This is a genomic window from Streptomonospora mangrovi (genome assembly GCF_027604915.1).
Classification (GTDB): Bacteria; Actinomycetota; Actinomycetes; order Streptosporangiales; family Streptosporangiaceae; genus Streptomonospora; species Streptomonospora mangrovi.
Map to the genome: position 1 here is coordinate 38,669 of NZ_JAJAQC010000019.1, position 18,182 is coordinate 56,850.

16 protein-coding genes are annotated in these 18,182 nt (G+C 72.4%); 7 read left to right on the plus strand and 9 right to left on the minus strand.

Annotated features, from left to right (window positions below):
* Nucleotides 1-6: 6 nt before the first annotated feature.
* From rpsR to LG943_RS13265, 5 genes are all read right to left on the minus strand, one after another.
* Nucleotides 7-243 carry a 30S ribosomal protein S18 gene (gene rpsR, locus LG943_RS13245; RefSeq protein ID WP_017595522.1) on the minus strand — a complete coding sequence of 79 codons (237 nt, stop codon included), beginning with the start codon at nt 241-243 and terminating at the stop codon, nt 7-9.
* Between the two features lie 75 nt (nt 244-318).
* On the minus strand, nt 319-894 hold the full coding sequence (locus tag LG943_RS13250; protein ID WP_270072563.1) for a single-stranded DNA-binding protein: 576 nt from the start codon (nt 892-894) through the stop codon (nt 319-321).
* 68 nt (nt 895-962) lie between these two features.
* The gene (gene rpsF / locus LG943_RS13255) at nt 963-1,253 is read right to left on the minus strand and encodes a 30S ribosomal protein S6 (protein WP_179768345.1); all 291 of its coding nucleotides are present in this window, start codon (nt 1,251-1,253) and stop codon (nt 963-965) included.
* A gap of 90 nt (nt 1,254-1,343) precedes the next feature.
* Nucleotides 1,344-2,705 (minus strand): glycosyltransferase 87 family protein, encoded by a 1,362-nt coding sequence (locus LG943_RS13260; RefSeq protein WP_270072564.1) that lies wholly within the window; start codon nt 2,703-2,705, stop codon nt 1,344-1,346.
* A gap of 6 nt (nt 2,706-2,711) precedes the next feature.
* Entirely contained in the window at nt 2,712-5,369 is a 2,658-nt protein-coding gene (locus LG943_RS13265; RefSeq protein ID WP_270072565.1) for a transglycosylase domain-containing protein, read from the minus strand.
* Between the two features lie 844 nt (nt 5,370-6,213).
* Between LG943_RS13265 and LG943_RS13270 the strand changes: the two genes are divergently transcribed.
* The 3 genes from LG943_RS13270 to LG943_RS13280 all read left to right on the plus strand — a co-directional run bounded on the left by LG943_RS13270 (nt 6,214) and on the right by LG943_RS13280 (nt 9,118).
* Entirely contained in the window at nt 6,214-6,834 is a 621-nt protein-coding gene (locus LG943_RS13270) for a PadR family transcriptional regulator (RefSeq protein WP_270072566.1), read from the plus strand.
* Between the two features lie 89 nt (nt 6,835-6,923).
* Complete coding sequence (locus LG943_RS13275) at nt 6,924-8,003, plus strand: inositol-3-phosphate synthase (protein ID WP_270072567.1); 1,080 nt, start codon at nt 6,924-6,926, stop codon at nt 8,001-8,003.
* Nucleotides 8,004-8,392: 389 nt separating this feature from the next.
* Nucleotides 8,393-9,118: a hypothetical protein gene (locus LG943_RS13280; protein ID WP_270072568.1), complete on the plus strand. Its 726-nt coding sequence runs from the start codon at nt 8,393-8,395 to the stop codon at nt 9,116-9,118.
* Between the two features lie 151 nt (nt 9,119-9,269).
* Here the strand turns inward: LG943_RS13280 and LG943_RS13285 are convergent, their stop codons facing one another.
* Nucleotides 9,270-9,482 (minus strand): helix-turn-helix domain-containing protein, encoded by a 213-nt coding sequence (locus LG943_RS13285; RefSeq protein WP_270072569.1) that lies wholly within the window; start codon nt 9,480-9,482, stop codon nt 9,270-9,272.
* Nucleotides 9,479-9,877: an ATP-binding protein gene (locus LG943_RS13290; protein ID WP_270072570.1), complete on the minus strand. Its 399-nt coding sequence runs from the start codon at nt 9,875-9,877 to the stop codon at nt 9,479-9,481. The genes LG943_RS13285 and LG943_RS13290 overlap by 4 nt, the downstream gene beginning before the upstream one ends.
* 359 nt (nt 9,878-10,236) lie before the next feature.
* Between LG943_RS13290 and LG943_RS13295 the strand changes: the two genes are divergently transcribed.
* From LG943_RS13295 to LG943_RS13305, 3 genes are all read left to right on the plus strand, one after another.
* On the plus strand, nt 10,237-11,046 hold the full coding sequence (locus tag LG943_RS13295) for a helix-turn-helix domain-containing protein (RefSeq protein ID WP_270072571.1): 810 nt from the start codon (nt 10,237-10,239) through the stop codon (nt 11,044-11,046).
* Nucleotides 11,043-11,231 (plus strand): DUF397 domain-containing protein, encoded by a 189-nt coding sequence (locus tag LG943_RS13300; protein WP_333486361.1) that lies wholly within the window; start codon nt 11,043-11,045, stop codon nt 11,229-11,231. The genes LG943_RS13295 and LG943_RS13300 overlap by 4 nt, the downstream gene beginning before the upstream one ends.
* A gap of 192 nt (nt 11,232-11,423) precedes the next feature.
* Nucleotides 11,424-12,728: an MFS transporter gene (locus LG943_RS13305; protein WP_270072572.1), complete on the plus strand. Its 1,305-nt coding sequence runs from the start codon at nt 11,424-11,426 to the stop codon at nt 12,726-12,728.
* A 244-nt stretch (nt 12,729-12,972) separates the two neighbouring features.
* Here the strand turns inward: LG943_RS13305 and LG943_RS13310 are convergent, their stop codons facing one another.
* Together LG943_RS13310 and LG943_RS13315 are read right to left on the minus strand one after the other, a co-directional pair.
* On the minus strand, nt 12,973-13,638 hold the full coding sequence (locus tag LG943_RS13310) for a GOLPH3/VPS74 family protein (RefSeq protein WP_270072573.1): 666 nt from the start codon (nt 13,636-13,638) through the stop codon (nt 12,973-12,975).
* A 211-nt stretch (nt 13,639-13,849) separates the two neighbouring features.
* Nucleotides 13,850-15,313, minus strand: a complete 1,464-nt coding sequence (locus tag LG943_RS13315) for a CCA tRNA nucleotidyltransferase (protein ID WP_270072624.1) — start codon at nt 15,311-15,313, stop codon at nt 13,850-13,852.
* A gap of 328 nt (nt 15,314-15,641) precedes the next feature.
* On the opposite strand from LG943_RS13315, the gene LG943_RS13320 reads away from it, so the two are divergent.
* Entirely contained in the window at nt 15,642-18,161 is a 2,520-nt protein-coding gene (locus LG943_RS13320) for a DUF6049 family protein (protein ID WP_270072574.1), read from the plus strand.
* The last annotated feature ends 21 nt before the right edge of the window (nt 18,162-18,182 follow it).

The following is an 18,182-nucleotide window of genomic DNA, read 5'->3' on the forward strand; positions in this document are numbered from 1 at the left end:
ACCCCGTTAGCGAGCGGTGCTGGTGTAGGGCAGCAGCGCCATCTCGCGGGCGTTCTTGATCGCCGTCGCGACATCACGCTGGTGCTGCGTGCAGTTGCCGGTCACCCGACGCGCGCGGATCTTGCCGCGGTCGGAGATGAACTTGCGCAGCAGAGTGGTGTCCTTGTAGTCGATGTAGGACAGCTTCTCCTGACAGAACAGGCAAACCTTCTTCTTGGGCTTGCGCGCTGCCGGCTTCGCCATCGTGGTGCTCCTTTGCAAGAGCCCCGGGTACACCCGGGGATGGTCAATCGGACAGGGGTGTGCGGTGCGCCCCGGCTAGAACGGGGGTTCGTCGGAGAACCCGCCGCCACCGCCGAAGCCACCGCCGCCGCCGCTGGTCGCCCAGGGGTCGTCGGCGGGAGGACCGGAACGGCCGCCCTGGGGGCCGCCGAAGCCGCCCCCCTGGTTGCCGTAGCCGCCGCCCTGGCCGCCGCCACCGCCGTAGCCGCCACCGCCGCCGAATCCGCCGCCGCCCTGGCCGCCCTGCCGCTGCACCTTGGTCACCTTGGCGGTGGCGCTGCGCAGCGCGGGGCCGACCTCCTCGACGTCGATCTCGAAGACGGTGCGCTTCTCACCCTCCTTGGTCTCGTAGGACCGCTGCTTGAGGCGGCCCTGCACGATGACCCGCATGCCGCGCTGGAGGCTCTCGGCGACGTTCTCGGCGTACTGACGCCACACCGAGCAGGTGAGGAACATCGACTCGCCGTCGCGCCACTCGCCGCTCTGGCGGTCGAAGGTGCGCGGGGTGGAGGCGACGCGGAAGTTGGCGACCGCGGCCCCGCTGGGGGTGAATCGCAGTTCAGGGTCGTCGACGAGGTTGCCGACGAGCGTGATCTGGGTTTCGCCTGCCATGGGTTGGCTCCGGGTTAGGTAGTCGGATCAGGCGTATGAGCGGGGACGCCGGCGGACGGCGCCGCGGGTCAGTGGACCTCGGGTCGCAGGACCTTCGTGCGCAGAACGGCCTCGGTGAGGTTGAGCTGGCGGTCGAGCTCCTTGACGGTGGCGGGTTCGGCCGTGAGGTCGATGACCGCGTAGATGCCGTCGGAGTTCTTGGCGATGTCGTAGGCGAGGCGGCGCTTGCCCCAGACGTCGACCTTCTCGACCGAGCCGCCGTCGTTGCGGACGACTCCGAGGAACTGCTCCAGCGACGGCGACACGGTGCGCTCGTCGAGACTGGGGTCGAGGATGACCATCACTTCATAACGACGCATAGGCGTTCGTACCTCCTCTGGACTGTCGCGGCCATGGTCTCTCCATGGCAGGAGGGCATTGAGCCAGACAAACGCCAAGGCTACCAGTCGTCACGCCGTGGAACCGCCGCGCCGGAGGTTGTCCACAACCGTCAGCGCGCACACCCCCAGGACCGTGGTCCACCGGCCCAGCAGCAGCAGCGAGTAGGCGGCGACGTCGAGCCCGGCGCCCGTGCCCGGCACCGCCGGGCCGGTCTGCTGGGTCACCCACAGCAGGTGCTGCCAGATCCCGAAGAAGTAGCCGACCTCGGCGAGCTGCCACAGCCCGAACACCACCAGCGCCGGAGCGGCCGGCAGCGTGCGCGGCCAGGCCAGCGCCGCCAGGGGCAGCAGCCACAGCACGAACTGCGGCGACCACACCTTGTTGGTGAGCAGGAACGCCGCGACCACCAGGAGCACCAGTTGCTCCAGGGGCGGCCGGCGGCGCGCGAAGACCGCCAGGGCCGCCACCCCGGCGCAGGCGGCCAGCAGCGCCGCCATGCCCGTGGCGTTGACCAGGTCCAGGTCGCCCGAGGGGAACACCCCGTAGCCGCCCAGGGCGTAGTACAGCGACCCCCAGTCGGTGCCGCGCTCCCGGCTGAAGGTGAAGAACGTGGCCCAGTTGTGCGGGGCCGCCAGGTACACCGGCAGGTTGACCGCGCCCCACGCCAGCGCCCCGGCGGCCAGCGGGCGCAGGAAGCCGCCCACCGTCACCGCGCCGGGGCCGCCCTCGCGCCGCACCAGCTCGCGCACCATCAGCACGAACAGCGGCCCGAACACCAGGAACGGGTAGAACTTGGCGGCCGTGGCCAGCCCGAAGAGGGCGCCGGCGCTCCACTGCCGGCCGTGCGCGTAGGCCACCAGCCCGCCGGTGAACAGGGCCACGGCCAGCAGGTCCCAGTTGATCAGCCCGGTCAGGACGCCGGCGGGCGACAGCGCCACCAGGCCGCCCGCCAGCAGCGCGGCGCGGGGGCGGAAGGCGGTGCCGGGCGCGGGGGCGATCCCGCCGCGGCCGGCCAGGTGGCCCACCCCCACCACCGCGGCGACCAGGCAGGCGCCCATGGCGGCGGCGGTGAGGTCGAAGTAGCCGAAGGCGCGCGCGGTCTCGTCGGGCAGCCAGGCCACAGTGCGGGCGACGACGTACATCAGCCCGCCGGTCAGCACCGGGTACTCGGTGGGGACGTCCAGGTAGGGCACGGAGCCGGAGTCGAGGGCGTCGCGGAAGTACAGCGGGAAGACGTCGCTGTAGCAGCCGGCGGCGTACTGGGTGCCGTCGGACCAGGCCCCGCCGAAGCGGCACGGCCACTTCGCGAGGTAGGCGGCCACGGCGCCGAGGGCCCCAAGGGCGGCCAGCCACAGGGTGGCGCGGCGCGCCTCGGGGGACGCAGAAGGCGGGCCGGCGGCAGCGCCGCCGGCCCGCTCAGTAGAACTCACCGACACTTAGTCCCCGGAACTCCCGAACCGGCGGAACCAGCCCGGCGGCTCGTCGTCCGGCCCGCTGGGGCCGGTGGGCGGCGGGGACTCGTCGTCCTCTTCGTCGTCATCGTCGTTCTGGCAGGTGAGGTCGAACTCCGGGCAATCGTCGCCCGTGGCCGGGGCCGAGGGCGGCGAGGAGGTCGGGGTGTGGCTCGGCGTGGTGCTGGGCGTCTCGTCCGGGGTCTGGCTCGGGGTCTCCGACGGCTGCGCGCTGGGCTCCGGAGTGGGGCCGTAGCGGGCCTCCTCGCCCTTCCAGACCGGGTCGGCGAACTCCTCGACCTCCTGGCCCTTCATGGCCTCGGTCATGAAGGCGCGCCAGATCTTGGCGGAGGTGGTACCACCGTAGACGTTGTCGACGCCGGGGATCACCAACTGCTGGCCGTCGTCGCGGCTGAGCCCCACCGCCGTGGCAAGCTGCGGGGTGTAGCCCACGAACCAGGCCGACTTGGCGCTGTTGGAGGTACCGGTCTTGCCGGCCACCGGGCGGCCGTCGGGCAGGGCCGCGGCGTCGCCACCGCCGTTCTCGACCACCTGGGTCATGGCGTAGGTGGCGTCGATCGCGGTTTCCTCGCTGAAGGCGCGGGTGCCCTCCTCCAACTGCGGGGCGTCGTTGGGCTTGACCTCCTCGCCCTGGGCGTTGGTGACCTTGGTGATCATGTGCTGGGGCATGTGCACGCCGCCGTTGGCGAAGGTCGCGAAGCCCGCGGCCTGGTCCAGCGCGGTGACCTGGTAGGTGCCCAGCGCGATGTTGGGACCCATCTCGGCGGTCTCGAACTGCTCCTCGCCGATGCCGGCGCCCTTGGCGATGTCGACCACCGCGGGCGGGCCGACCTCGATGGCGAGCTGCACGAAGCTGGTGTTGACCGAGTTCGCGGTGGACTCCACCAGGTCGACCTGGCCCCAGTCCTTGTTGCTGTCGTTCTGGATCGGCTCGCCCACGCCGGGGAACTCCTGGGGGGAGTCGCCGTTGAACTCGCTGCGCAGGCTGATGTTCTGCTCCAGCCCGGCCGCCAGCACGTAGGGCTTGAACGCCGAACCCGCCTGCGCGCGCAGCGTCAGGGAGTTGTTGGGGTCCTGGGTGAAGTCGGTGCCGCCGTAGAACGCGCGGATCTCACCGGTGCGGGGGTCGACCGCCGCGAGGCCCTGCACGGTCTCGGGGGGCATGTCGGGCAGCGTCTCGGCGAACGCCTCCTCGGCCGCGGTCATCAGCTTGGGGTTGAGGGAGGTCTCGACGGTGTAGCCGGCCGTGGCGATCTGGTTGGGCGACAGGTTGTAGCGGGTCTGCAACTCGTTGATCACCGCGTCGCGGATGTAGCCCTCCTGGCCCTCGATCTCGTCGCCGGTGCCGTAGGGGATGGTCTCGGGGAACTCCAGCTTCTCGGCCTCGCTGGCGGGCAGGCCGAGGTCGGGGTGCTCCTCGTGCATGGTGACCAGGTTGTCGCGCACGTAGCCCCAGCGCTCGCGGAGGATGTCCTCCATCTCCTTGTTGCCTTCGACGTTCTCGAAGTTGCCGGGCTGCTGGATGATCGCGCCGATGAACGCGCCCTCGGCGTCGTTCAGCTCGCTGACGTCCTTGCCGAAGTACGCCTGGGCGGCGGCCTGCACGCCGTAGGCCTGGCGGCCGAAGTAGATGGTGTTGAGGTACTTCTCCAGGATCTCGTCGGGGTGCATGGTCTGCCCCGCCTTGATCGAGATCAGGATCTCCCGGAGCTTGCGGGTGTAGGTGCGCTCCTGGGAGAGGGTGTCGTAGTAGTTGCGCGACATCTGCTGGGTGATGCTGGAGCCGCCGCCCGCGGCGCCGGCGGTCAGCACGGCGCGCATGGTGCCCGAGATCGAGATGCCCGGCTCTTCGTAGAAGTTCTGCTGCTCGGCGGCGAGCACGCCGTTGACCACCGACTGCGGGATGTCCTCGCGCTGCACGATGACCCGGTTCAGCTCACCGGTGGTGACCGCCTCCGAGCCGTTCTCGTACTTGATGGTGGTGGCGGCGATCTGCGCGGAGTCCTGCTGGTCCAGGGTGCGGGGGTCGGGGGTGTTGGCGTAGGCGATGCCCAGCACGGCCACGCCGGCCACGAACATCAGCGCGCAGGTGATCAGCGCGGGCTTCCACGCCTTGGCGAAGAAGCGCTTGACCGGGCCGCGGTCGTCGTACTCGTCGGGGTCGTCGCCCTGGGAGCGGCGGCGCCCGCCACGGCCCTCGGAGCGCGCGCCGTGCGCGGCGGCGGCGCGGCGCCCGCGCTCGGGCGCGGCGCGGCGGCGCCCGCCGGATCGGGGTCCCGCCTCGGAGCGCGCGCCACTGGAGCGGCCGCGGTCGCGGTCCCGGTCGCCGCCCTCGGAGCGGCGGCGGGGGCGCTCGTCGTCCCAGAAGCCGTCGTCGCCGGCCGGCGGGCGGCGGCGGCCGCCTCCTCCTGCCGCTCCGCCCGCGCCGGCGGCGGCCGCACCGCGGGCGCCTTCGTCCCAGAAGCCACCGTTGTCGTCGGCGGGCGGCCTGCGGCGACCGGCAGAGCGTTCGTCCCCGGCAGGGCCCTGCGCCCTGCGCCTGCCGCCGTTGCCGCGCGCGCCGTCGGCCGGGCCAGAGGCCCGGCGGCGCCCGCCGGCATTCCGTCGTCTTTCGGTACTCACGCGTCCTCGATTGCTGTTCAGCGGCCGATCGGCCTTACGACTCGGGTAAGTGGGGGAAGGCCCCACGCGGAGGGAATCCGGGAGCCGGGTCGAAACGCGCCGTCGGTTTCGGAGGTTCATGCGTCCGGATATGGGACGCCCGACTACCGCGAATGGTTTTCGACCACTCCGGAAACGTTGTCCTCTGCTTCCTCCTGTCGGCGACCTCTAGGCGAAAAGACCCGGGCAACCCGGTCGAGCGTTGGGCCGTACGACTGCCCGCGACTCGTGTGAACCGCCGCACCCGCGGTTAGGACACCACAGGAGCACCGAACGGTCACGGTTGGAGCACCCGTCACGGTAGAGCGACGGCGGCGCATAGCACAACCCAGGCGTGAGCGTACCTGGCTGAGGCGGCTTCTCCGGCCGCCTTCGGGGCCCCGGTCGGCGCCGCGGCGGGGTCCGGACCGGCGGCCGGCCGCGAGGGCGGAAGCGGCCCGGTGAGGCCCGGGTCACAAGCGCGCAGGTCCGGGTGCCGCGGCGGCGCTCGGGCGGCGGGGGCGGGCGCCGGACCCGGTGTTAGATAGCCAACACAGCGTTGCGTTATATCAGGGCGATATAGTCATACGCGGATAAACCACGCATTGAGCAGCGTCCGTCGCCCTCCGCCGCGGCGCCGAGGGCGGCCGCCGGGCCGCGAACCGGGCGGCCGGGCGCCGACCGGGCCACCGGCCGCGCACACGGCCGGGAACAAATATCCGCCCGGGTTCGGCTGAACTACGCAGCGGGTCCCGCCGCGCGGGCGCGGGCCGCGGACAACGACGAGTCGGACAGGGCGGACCGGTTGAGGGCAGGAGGTGGCGGCATGGGCGGCCGACGTGCCCGGGTACTGGAGCTCGCCGTTCTCGGCCATCTCGCCGGAGCCCCGATGCACGGCTATGAGCTGCGCAAACGCCTCAACTCCGAACTCGGCATCTTCCACGCGTTCTCCTACGGCTCCCTCTATCCCTGCCTGAAGGAGATGGTGCGGGAGGGCCTGGTGGTGTCCGCCCACTGCGGCGGCGCGGGCGGGCGGCGCTCGCGGATCGTCTACCGGCTCACCGAGCGCGGGCGCGACCGGCTGGGCGACCTCCTCGCCGAGAGCACCCCCGCCGCGACCGACGACGAGTGCTTCGGGGTCCACTTCACGCTGTTCGGCCGGACCCGCACCGAGGTCCGGCTGCGCATCCTCGACGGCCGCCGGGCGCGCCTCCAGGAGTGCCTCGCCCAGGTGCGGGAGCGGCTGGCCGACCCCCGGCAGGACCCCTACACCGTTGAACTGCACCGGCACCGGGCAGAGGCCCTGGAAAGCGAAGTCGGCTGGCTTGACGACCTCATCCGGCGGGAACGGCGGTGCGCCGAGCACGCGTCCACCGCTGATGCCACTATCAGCGGAAACGCCCCCCTCCGCGAAGGCGGGCCACCTCCCCCCGGCAGCCGGCGCTAAGCACGGCGGCGGCCTCGCGCCGCCCGCCCGGCGCGCCATCGCGGCGCGCTTTCACGTCCCAATCAGCGACCAAGAAGGAGCAAGGACCAATGGGTTCGGTACGCGTAGCCGTCGTGGGTGTAGGAAACTGTGCGGCATCGCTCGTCCAGGGCGTCCATTACTACTCTGACGCCGACCCCGAGTCCCGGGTCCCCGGCCTCATGCACGTGCGGTTCGGCCCCTACCACGTGCGGGACGTGGAGTTCGTGGCCGCCTTCGACGTCGACGCCAAGAAGGTGGGCCAGGACCTCGCCGACGCGATCACCGCGAGCGAGAACAACACCGTCAAGATCTGCGACGTCCCGCCCACCGGGGTGGTCGTGCAGCGCGGGCCGACGTTCGACGGCCTGGGGAAGTACTACCGCGAGACCATCGAGGAGTCGACCGAGGACGCCGTCGACGTGGTCGCGGCGCTGAAGGCCGCGCGCGCCGACGTGCTGGTGTCCTACCTGCCGGTGGGGTCGGAGGAGGCCGACCGCTTCTACGCGCAGTGCGCCATCGACGCCGGGGTGGCGTTCGTCAACGCCCTGCCGGTGTTCATCGCCTCCGACCCGGAGTGGGCGGAGAAGTTCACCCGCGCCGGGGTGCCGATCGTCGGCGACGACATCAAGTCCCAGGTGGGCGCGACCATCACCCACCGGGTGCTGTCGAAGCTGTTCGAGGACCGGGGCGTGGTGGTGGACCGCACCTACCAGCTCAACTTCGGCGGCAACATGGACTTCATGAACATGCTGGAGCGCGACCGGCTGGAGTCCAAGAAGGTCTCCAAGACGCGCTCGGTGACCTCCCAGATCCCGCACGAGCTGAAGGCGGGCTCGGTGCACATCGGTCCCTCCGACCACGTGCCGTGGCTGGACGACCGCAAGTGGGCCTACGTCCGGCTGGAGGGGCGCGCCTTCGGCGACGTCCCGCTGAACCTGGAGTACAAGCTGGAGGTGTGGGACTCCCCCAACTCCGCCGGCATCATCATCGACGCCATCCGGGCCGCCAAGATCGCCAAGGACCGGGGCATCGGCGGACCGATCACGTCGGCGTCGGCCTACTTCATGAAGTCCCCGCCCGAGCAGTACAGCGACAGCGAGGCGCACGACCTCGTGGAGCGGTTCATCGCCGGCGAGGTCGACCGCTGAGGCGCTCTCCTCTTCCCCGTTGACCCGCCCGCCGCCGCGAGCACGGCCGCGCGCGGCGCGGATGGGGGGCGCGCGGGGCGGGACGCGGGGGCGGTGACCGGCGGGCGCACCGTGGGCCGGCGGATCGGAGCGGACCGTTCCGGCCCATGGCGCGCCCGCGCCGCCGCGCGCGGAAGAGCGGGGAAGCGCGGGACCTCCCGGAACCCGCAGAGGGGTTCCCGGGGGTTCGCAAGGGCGACGCGAGGTCGGGGCGGCGGGGCGCCGGGAACCGTTCGCGGGACCGGGCGGGGGCCGTCTCGCGGGCTCGAAGGGCCGGCGGCGCCGGGCCATAATGGGCTTCCAGTCAAGCCGATCCGGGCGTCAGATCCCGGGCAGGTCAAGGAGCCTCGATGAGCTACCCCCAGGACCCCGGCCCCCCTCCGGGGCCGGGACCATGGCAGCAGCCGCCACCGGGGCCGGGCGGCCCCGGACCGCAGCCCGGGTTCGGCCCGCCGACCGGCGGCCAGCCCGCGGGCGGGTACGGCTACCCGCCCCCCGGCGGCCACCCGGGCGGCGGGTACCCGGGCGGGGGGCACCCCGGCGGCGGGTATCCCGGCGGCCGGCCCACGGGGTCCTACCCGAGCGGCAAGCGCGGCGGCGGCAACGTCGGTCTCGTCCTGGTCATCATCAGCGTCTGCGTCGCCGTCCTCGTGGTGGTCGGCGGCGTGGGCCTGTGGCTGCTCAGCAGCTCCGGCGGGTCGGGCGGCACCGCCGAGGAGTCCGCGCTCGCCCCCTATGAAGGCGTGTGGGACGGCAACCTCGACCAACTCGACGGCAGCGGCGCCCCGATGGGTGTCTGGTCGGCCACGATCACGGTCTCGGGTGACACCGTCGAGGGCGAGGAGTACAACCTCGTCGTCACCGAGGACGGCCGCTGCACCTGGGAGATCCATGAGGTCCAGCCCAGCGAGACGCAGATGACGTTCTCCTACGCGGTGAGCACCGACCCCGACTGCGTCGACAACGGCTTCGTCACCCTGACTCCCGCCGGCGAGGACTCGCTCGACATCACCGTCAGCAGCGTCATGTCCGACGGCACCACCAGCATCTCCGAGGGCACCCTCTACCGCGAGTAGCCCGCCCTCCGCTCCCCGCACCGAAGTGGCCGGTCCCCCAAGGGGCCGGCCACCGCTGTTTCACGTGGAACAGCGACCGGGGGCAGTGAACGGGCCGCTCGGAACCGGGTTCCGAGCGGCCCTCGGCACGCGGCTGTCTCCCCCTCCGGAGTCAGCCGCGCGGGTCCGCCTCCTTGGAGGGGTTGAGCAGCGCGTCGACGTCGTCGGCGTAGATCCGCCTTTGGCCGCCCAGTGTCAACGCGGTGCGCAGATGGCCCGCCTCCGCCCACCGCCTGACGGTCGTGGGACTCACCCGGAACATGCGCTGGACTTCGGCGGAGGTGTAAAGGCGGGGATAGTTCCCGGAAGGCACACGTCTGGTCATCGGGTCACCGTCCGGGGATCCCAGGTGAGGACGCAGTAGATCCCCGGTCCAGTGGCACGCGGCCCCCACTCGTCGGCGTAGTGGTCGATGAGGCCGAGTCCGCGCCCGTGCTCGTCCGTGGGAGCCGCGGTGATCAGTGTGGGGCGGGACGGACCGCCGTCGTCTTCGACCTCAACGGTGATGCGCCCGGGAAAGGCGTGGAGGTGCACGCTGAAGCACCTGCCTTTGCTGGTCGTGTGGAGAATGGCGTTGGTCGCCGCCTCGGAACACAGCAGCAGGGCCGCCGACCGCCGCTCCTCGGGAATCGGGACTCCGGCCGTGTTCAGCGCGGCCAGCAGCCAATGGCGTGCCTTCGTGACCGCCCACGGTTCACCGGGAAAGGTGTTGGCGGCCACCACGACAGCCGCCGTCATCGCTGCCCCCGGTGCCGTGGCTCAGAGCAACGGGACCGGACATAGGGCCGCACCCGGTTGGACCGTGCATGGCGCCGCCGGTAGCTCGCATCAACACGGGACGTAACGGGCGCTTGAGTCCATATAGAGTTCGTCATAAGTCTCCACCTGGCTCACACAGGTCGGGATTAGGCCCTGCCGGGTGTCACACCACCCAGTAGGGCCGTTTTGTTGTCACTGTTGTGATCCCTCTAAGTCCAACAATGGTGGTGGGGCACGTCGGATTCCAGCGTTCACACATCGTTGGCTGGAATAGTGCGGATCCTGTTGTGAGCCTGTTCGCGCTGTGGTGAGGTAAGCACATGGCGGATCGTCCAAAGGAAGAATGGCTGCGCGTAGGAACTGAAGTACGTCGCCGACGAGAAGAGTTGGGGCTGTCGCTGGATCGACTGGCGGAGCGAGTACCGCTCTCTGCCGGGATGCTAGGAGCCATCGAACGGGGTGTTCGCGGCCTAAAGGAGCGCTACGCTCCACAGTTGGACGAGGCTCTAAGATCGGGCGGTCAGATAACCCGTTTGGTTGCCCATGTCAGCAAGTCGGGCATACCGCTCTGGCTCGCCGAACTGGAACCTCTATTAGGCCGTGCCACCCTCATCAGGCAATGGCAACTCGGATGGATTCCAGGACTTCTTCAAACTGAGGACTATGCGCGTGCGGTGGTACGCGCCGGAGAAACGCTGGCGACCGAAGCTCAACTAGAACAATACGTCCGCGCTCGGATGCGGCGGCAACAGGTCGTGTGGCAGGCGCCTCAACCTCGTGGCGTGTTCGTGATCGACGAAGCCGTACTGGAGCGCAACGTCGGGGGCGAAGGGGTGATGATCCCACAGTGGGACCATTTGCTGGCGATGGCAGAGCTTCCGCATGTGACTCTGCATGTCCTACCCCTCAGCGCTGCCCCCCACGTGGGCTTGGACGGCAGTTTCCAGGTGCTTCGGGTGCCCGGTGAGCCGGGGGACATCCTCGTATTGGAGAATAGGTCCGAATCGGACATTGATCATGTTGATGCCAAGGTCGCGCAGTACAGCCAAGACTTCGAGGACCTGCGTGGGCTGGCACTGCCTCCAGCGGCATCGATCGCGATGATCAGGAAGGCACGGGCAAAGACGTGATTGCGGAAGGCACCTGGCGCACCAGCAGTTACAGCGGCACCAGGGGCGAGTGCGTAGAAGTGGCCGACACGCTCGCTCAGGGCGCGGCGATTCGGGACTCGAAGAATCGCGGCGCAGGGCACCTGGTGGTGCCACCTATGGAGTGGACCGCATTCCTGGTGGCGGTGAAGGCAGCCGACCTGTAGTCCTTGGCCCCAAGGCGGATTCACCCTTCGACTGCCGGCTGGAGGGGGTGGCGGGCGCGCGGCTGGCAGCACATCCTCACGCGGCCCGGCGCCGAGGGCAATGCCGGGTCCCCCGCCTCTCCCCCTCCTCCCCCGCAGGCCGGTCCGCGCCGGGCGCCTCCGCCGGCGGCCACTCGCCCCTAGGCTGGGCGCGTGTCCTTCTACCGCGATCTCCACGACGTGCTCCAGGGGCCGCGGTTTCGCCGGCTGTTCGCCGTGCGGCTGGTCTCACAGTTCGCCGACGGCTTCTACCAGGCCGGACTTGCGGGCTACGTCTTCTTCTCCCCCGAGCAGCACACCACCGCCGGCCAGGCGGCCGCCGCCTTCGCGGCGCTGCTGCTGCCGTTCTCCGTCGTCGGCCCGTTCGCGGGTGTCTTCATCGACAGGTGGTCACGTCGACAAGTCCTCGTGTGGTCCACCCTGGCCAAGGCGGTCCTGGCCGCCGCCACGGCCGCGCTCGTCTGGGCGGGGGCCGACGGCGCCGGGTTCCTGGTGGCCGCGCTCGCGCTGCTGGGCCTCAACCGCTTCCTGCTGGCGGCGCTCTCGGCCGCGCTGCCGCACGTGGTGCCGCACACCAAGCTGATGATGGCCAACGCGGTCACCCCCTCGTGCGGCACCGCCGCGGCCTTCGCCGGCGCCGGCGCGGCGGCGGGGCTGCGCCTGCTCGGCGGCGACGGCGCCACCGGCACCGCGCTGGTCCTGCTGGGCGCGGCCGCGGCGATGGCGGCGGCGGCCCCGGTCGCCCTCACGCTCGGCCGCGCGGAACTCGGCCCCGACCTCGCCGAGCAGCCCGCCGCCGTGCGGGCCGCGCTGGGTCGGATCGTGGGCGGGCTGGTCGACGGCGCGCGGCACATCTGGAGCCGCCGCCCGGCGCGCTACGGCCTGGCCACCATCGCCGCCCACCGCCTGGGCTTCGGCATCATGACGCTGATGACGCTGCTCCTCTATAACAACACCTTCACCTCCGGCGGGGTGGCCGGGTTCGCGGGGTTCTCGGTGGCGCTGGGCGCCTCGGCCGCGGGCTTCCTGGTGGGGGCGGTGGCGACGCCGTGGGCGACCGCGCGCGTCTCCGCCGACGCGTGGATCGCCGCGCTGCTGGGTTCGGGCGGCGCGGCCCTGCTGGTGTTCGGGCTGCCGTTCTCGCCGCTGCTGTTCCCGGTGGCGGCGTTCGCGCTGGGTGTGGTGTCCCAGGGGGTCAAGGTCGCTGTCGACACGCTGGTTCAGCGACATGTCGACGACGCGTTCCGGGGCCGGGTGTTCTCCGTCTACGACATGCTGTTCAACGCGGTGTTCGTGGCGGGCGCGGGTGTGGCGGCCGCGACGGTGCCCCCGGCGGGGACCGGCACCGCCGTCGTGGTGGCGATGGCCGCCGGATACACCCTGGTGGGCGGGCTGTGGGCGGTGCGGGCGCGCGCGGTGCGCGGCGGCGGCACCGCCGTGGCGGCCGACCGCGGCTGATCGGGCGCCCGGCCGGCGGCGCCCGCGCGGCTGCGGCGGCCCCGATCGCTTCGGCGACATGTCGGCCTACCGGTGTGCCGACGTACCGGCGTACCGGCGCGCGGCCAGGGCCGTACCCTAGCCGGGCACGCGCCGTCCCCCGCTCCGCGCCGGTCCCCTCCCGGCAACCCGGCCCGCCGACCCACCGGCCCCCCGGTCGCCAGGTCGGCTTGTCGACACGGCGCTTCGGCGACCCGCGCGGCGGCTACCCGCCCGACGTGGCGTTGGCGACGGCGAGGCGGACCGCCGACCGCACGCCCGGCACCATCGCGTCGAAGTGGGCGTTCAGCGCCGCGATCGCGCGCTTGTGGTCGCGGCGCTCCCGCCAGGTGAGCACGTGGGCCATGTTCCCCTCGAGGGCGAGCACCGCCAGGGCGACGTCCTCGGCGGGCGCCGCCGCCGGGTCGCCGCCGATCACGATGTCGCGGACCCGCTCGCGCAGCAGGCGGACCTCCGCACCGTCGACCGGGGTGACCGTGCGCAGCGGCAGCACGCCGAGCAGGCGGCGGGTCTCCACCGTGACCACGCCGGCCTCCGCCAGCCGCTCGCGCACGGTCCGCTCGGCCGCGCCGGGCTCGCGCACCAGCAGGCCGGCCCAGTGGCGCGGCCGGTGCGCGGGCACGTCGGCCAGCACCCCGGCCAGGAGCGCGTCGTCGGGTTCGGGTCCGTCGCCGCGCGCGGCCTTGCCGCCGCGGTCGACCACCAGGCCGCGCAGGGACAGCTCCACCAGCGCCGCGCCGCGCAGCAACTGGTGGCGGTACAGGGAACTGGGCGCGTCGAGGCGCTTCTTGTCCAGGTCGTAGCTGAGGAGGTAGAGCCGCTCGGGCAGGGACCGCGGCCGGGATCCGCCGGTGGAGCCGTGTGGGGTCATGCGTCCATTGCAGCGTCCGGCGCGCCCGGCGACCAGGGGAGGTCGTCATCACCCCGCCGTGAGGTTCCGCGCGCCCCGGACATGACACCTGTCACGGGCGGCTGGGGCGGCTGGGGCGGGTGGGTCCCCGCCGACCGGCGGCGGCCGGGGCACCCGCGCCGGCGTGCCGGTTCACCGACACGTCGACACGTCGGCACGCCGACATGCCGGCTCAGGCTCCGGAGTCGGCGTGCCGCTTCGCCCAGGCGCGCAGCTCCGCCGCCGCCGCCTCCTTGCCCATCGGACCGTTCTCCAGGCGCAGCTCCAGCAGGAACCGCCACGCCTTGCCCACCATCGGCCCCGGGCCGATCCCCAGGACCTCCTGGATCTCGTTGCCGTCGAGGTCGGGCCGGACCTTGTTCAGCTCCTCCTCCTCGGCCAGGCGCTCGATCCGGCGCTCGATGTCGTCGTAGGCGCGCGCCAGCGCCGCCGCCTTGCGCCGGTTGCGCGTGGTGCAGTCGGCGCGGGTCAGCACGTGCAGCCGCTGGAGCAGGTCGCCGGCGTCGCGGGCGTAGCGGCGCACCGCGGAGTCGGTCCACTCGCCCTTGCCGTAGCCGTGGAAGCGCAGGTGCAGCCCCACGAGCTTGCTGACGTCGGCGATGACGTCCTTGGGGAACCGCAGCGCGCCCAGCCGGTGCCGGCTCATCGAGGCGCCCACCACCTCGTGGTGGTGGAAGGTGACCCGCCCGCCCGACTCGAACGCGCGGGTCTTGGGCTTGCCGATGTCGTGCAGCAGCGCCGCCAGGCGCAGCACCAGGTCGGGGCCCATGCCGCGCGCCCGCTCCAGCTCGATGGCCTGGTCCAGCACCGTCAGCGAGTGCTCGTAGACGTCCTTGTGCCGGTGGTGCTCGTCGATCTCCAGCCGCATCTTGGGGATCTCGGGCAGCACGTGCTCGGCCACGCCGAGGTCGACCATCAACTCCACGCCCCGGCGCGGGTCGGCGCTGAGCATCAGCTTGGTCAGCTCGTCGCGGACGCGCTCGGCCGAGACGATCTCCAGCCGGTCGGCCAGCGCGGCCGCGGCCTCGCGGACCTCCGGCGCGGGTGTCACGCCCAGTTGGGCGGCGAACCGGACCGCGCGCATGATGCGCAGCGGGTCGTCGGTGAAGGAGTCCTCGGGGCGGCCGGGGGTGCGCAGCCGGCGCGCGCGCAGGTCGGCCAGCCCGCCGAAGGGGTCCACGAACTCCCGGTCGGGCAGCCGCACCGCCATGGCGTTGACGGTGAAGTCGCGGCGGATGAGGTCCTCATACAGCGAGGTGCCGTAGTGGACCTCGGGCTTGCGGGACTTGGGCTGGTATGACTCGCTGCGGTAGGTGGTGATCTCCAGTTGCAGCCCGCCCTTGCGCAGGCCCACCGTGCCGAAGTCGATGCCGACCGTCCACACGGCGTCGGCCCAGCCGTCGACCAGCGACAGGATGGTCTGCGGCACGGCGTCGGTGGTGAGGTCGAGGTCGTTGACCTCGCGCCCGAGCAGGGCGTCGCGCACCGGGCCGCCGACCAGGGCGATCTCGTGGCCGCCGCGCGTGAACAGCTCGCCCAGCTCCGCCAGGACCGTGCCGATCGAGTCGAACAGGTCGGAGACGGCGGCCCGCTGCTCGCCGGTGAGGCGGCCCGGCGGGGCGGCCTCGCCGGTCACCGGCGTACGGGGGGTCTCACCTGGAAGCGCTGAATTCGGCACACCACCAGAGATTAGGTGTCGCGACCCCGTGTTGCGAATCGGCGCCGGTCCCGGGCCCGGGATCGCCCCGCTGATCCGACGATCGGATCCGGTTCAAGGAAGGCGGCGTTCCGCGCGGGCCGTAATGCTGCGGAGCGCCCCGCCCGAAGCGGTATTGTGCACACCAGTCCACCGCGATATCCGCCGCCCTGTTCGGCCGTTCGCAGCGACCCGCGAGACCGCGGCACCGTGCAGCAGTTCCACATCCCCCGCGGGCCATCGTCAACCTCATGGAAGACCTACTGGCGTGCGTCGACTCCTTCACCTAGGCGCGGTCGCGGCCACGACCGCCGCCCTCCTGCCGGCCCTGGCCGCGTTCAGTCCTGCGCAGGCCCCCGCCGCCGACCCCGGTCAGGGCGACAACCGGCCCGATCCGCTGGTGGTCGAGGAGATCACCCCCACCTCGGTGGGGCGCGGCAGCACCGTCCGGATCACCGGCGAGGTCACCAACACCACCCAGCGGGCCGTCCAGGACGTCACCGTCCGGTTCCGCTACTCCACGGCCGGTCTGGCCGACCGCTCCGAACTCGACGCCTACGCCCAGGGCGAGGGGATCGAACCGGAGGCCCTCGGCGCCGACACCGAGATCGAGGGCGGATTGGAGCCAGGGGAGTCCGCGGAGTTCACCCTGCGCGTGGACGCCGCCGACCTGGACCTGTCGGAGTTCGGCGTCTACCCGATGGTGGTCGAGGCGGTGAACGGCGCGGGCGAGGACATGGGCGCCAAGCGCACCTTCCTGCCCTACCGGGGCGGGTCGGCGCCCGACCCCGTGGGCATCGCGTGGGTGTGGCCGCTGATGGACCGCCCCCAGCGCACCGACGACGACACCTATCTCGGCGGTTCGCTGACCGAAAGCCTCGCCCCCGAGGGCCGGCTCGGCCGCCTGCTGACGGCGGGCGCGCAGAACGGCGACGTGTCGCTGGAGCCCTCTCCCGAGGGCGAGGGCGAGGAGTCCGCCGAGCCCAGCCCGTCGGCGTCCCCCTCGCCCAGCGGCTCCGCCGACGCCGGCGAGGACTCCGGCGGCGGTCAGGAGGACTCCGGCGGCGCGGAGTCCGGCGGCTCCGACGACTCCTCCGGGGTGCCCGTCACCTGGGCGGTCGACCCCGGCCTGCTCGACGACATCGACCGGCTGACCTCCCCCTACCAGGTGGTGGCCGACCCCGACACCGCCGACGGCGACTCCGGCGCCGCCACCACCGACATGGAGGCCAGCGCCAACGCCGAGGTCTGGCTGGACCAGGCGCGCGCGGCGCTCGCCGAGGACGCGGTGGTGGCCACCCCCTACGCCTCGGCCGACCTCGCCGCGCTGCTGCGGCACGACCTGTCCGGTGACGCCGAGTCGGCGATCGCCCTGGGCTACGACACCGTGGAGCGGGTGCTGGGCCTGCCCGCCGAGGCCGGCCTGGCGGTCCCCGCCGACGGCATGCTCAACACCCCCACCCGCGAGCTGTACCAGCGCATGGGCGCCACCGGGTTCCTGCTGCGCGAGCCCGCGATGCCCGCCGCCTCCTGGGTCGGGCACACCCCCTCGGCCGCCGCGCCGCTGGACCTGGGCGAGGGCGAGCAGGGCACCGCCCTGGTGGCCGACAGCGGGCTGACCGAGGTGCTCGACGCCGACACCTCCGACCCCGGCGACGCGGCGCTGGCCCAGCAGCGGTTCGCCGCCGAGACCGCGATGATCGCCGCCGAGCGGCCGGGCACCGACCGCACCGTGGTGGCCTACCCCTCGGCCGACTGGAACCCCGGCGCCGGGTTCGCCCAGGGCGTCCTGGAGGCCACCGAGACCCTGCCGTGGCTGGAGCCGGTGGCCCTCAACGACGTCCGCCCCGAGGGTGCGGCGGCCGGCGAGGACCGCGCCGAGGCCGCCTACCCCCGCTCGGCCTCGCGCGCCGAGCTGAGCGGCTCCTACCTGGACGAGGTCAAGGACATCCGGGGCTCGATCCGCCTCTTCAACAGCATTCTGGTCGACGAGGAGGACCCGTTCCGGCCCGCCGTCCTGCGGCTGGAGTCGGTGGCCTGGCGGGAACGCGACGACCTGTCCGAAACCGCCGTCGACCTGGTGGCCGACGCGGTGCGCGCCGACATGAACAAGGTGCGCATCATTCCCTCCGAGCCGGTCACCCTGGCCAGCGCCACCGGCACCATGGGCGTGCTGATCGCCAACGACTTGGAGGACCACACGGTCCGGGTCAACCTGTCGCTGCTGTCGGCCAACCCCGAGCGGCTGGCCATCGGCAACTACCAGGACCCCATCCAGGACCCCATCGAGATCGGCCCCGGCGACCGGACCACGGTCTATGTGCGGCTGACCGCCCGGGTCAACGGCCGCACGATGATCCAGATGAACCTGCACAACGTCAGCGGCGAGCCGATCGCCGAGGAGCAGTTCCTGTCGGTCAACGCCACCGGCATGGGCACCCAGGCGCTGGTGATCAGCGGCGCGGGCGCCCTGGTGCTGGTGGCCGCGCTCACCCCGCGCGCGGTGCGCAAGTGGCGGCGCGGGCGCGCCGCCGCCGCGGCCGAGCCCCCCGAGGGCGCGGACGGCACCGAGGGCGCCGGGGGCGCTGAAGGCGGCGAGGCCGCGGAGGGTTCCGACTCCGCCGGCGAGCGCCCCGAGGGCGGCGACGGCGGCGCGGCGGCGGGCGAGTCGCCCGCCCCGATGCAGCAGAATGAGGAGGAACCCCCTTCCACCCGGCCCGGCGGCCCCGACGCCGCCCCGCCCGCCGGTGGCAAGGGCGGCACCGGCGACGCCCCGGCCGGTGGCTGAGCGAGGCGGACATCCCCCGCT

Excerpts from the sequence above, each read along its gene's own strand:
- rpsR (WP_017595522.1), bottom strand. The coding sequence starts at position 243 with ATGGCGAAGCCGGCAGCGCGCAAGCCCAAGAAGAAGGTTTGCCTGTTC.
- LG943_RS13310 (WP_270072573.1), bottom strand. The coding sequence starts at position 13,638 with ATGACCCCACACGGCTCCACCGGCGGATCCCGGCCGCGGTCCCTGCCC.
- LG943_RS13270 (WP_270072566.1), top strand. The coding sequence starts at position 6,214 with ATGGGCGGCCGACGTGCCCGGGTACTGGAGCTCGCCGTTCTCGGCCAT.
- LG943_RS13250 (WP_270072563.1), bottom strand. The coding sequence starts at position 894 with ATGGCAGGCGAAACCCAGATCACGCTCGTCGGCAACCTCGTCGACGAC.
- rpsF (WP_179768345.1), bottom strand. The coding sequence starts at position 1,253 with ATGCGTCGTTATGAAGTGATGGTCATCCTCGACCCCAGTCTCGACGAG.
- LG943_RS13295 (WP_270072571.1), top strand. The coding sequence starts at position 10,237 with ATGGCGGATCGTCCAAAGGAAGAATGGCTGCGCGTAGGAACTGAAGTA.
- LG943_RS13285 (WP_270072569.1), bottom strand. The coding sequence starts at position 9,482 with ATGACCAGACGTGTGCCTTCCGGGAACTATCCCCGCCTTTACACCTCC.
- LG943_RS13275 (WP_270072567.1), top strand. The coding sequence starts at position 6,924 with ATGGGTTCGGTACGCGTAGCCGTCGTGGGTGTAGGAAACTGTGCGGCA.
- LG943_RS13280 (WP_270072568.1), top strand. The coding sequence starts at position 8,393 with ATGAGCTACCCCCAGGACCCCGGCCCCCCTCCGGGGCCGGGACCATGG.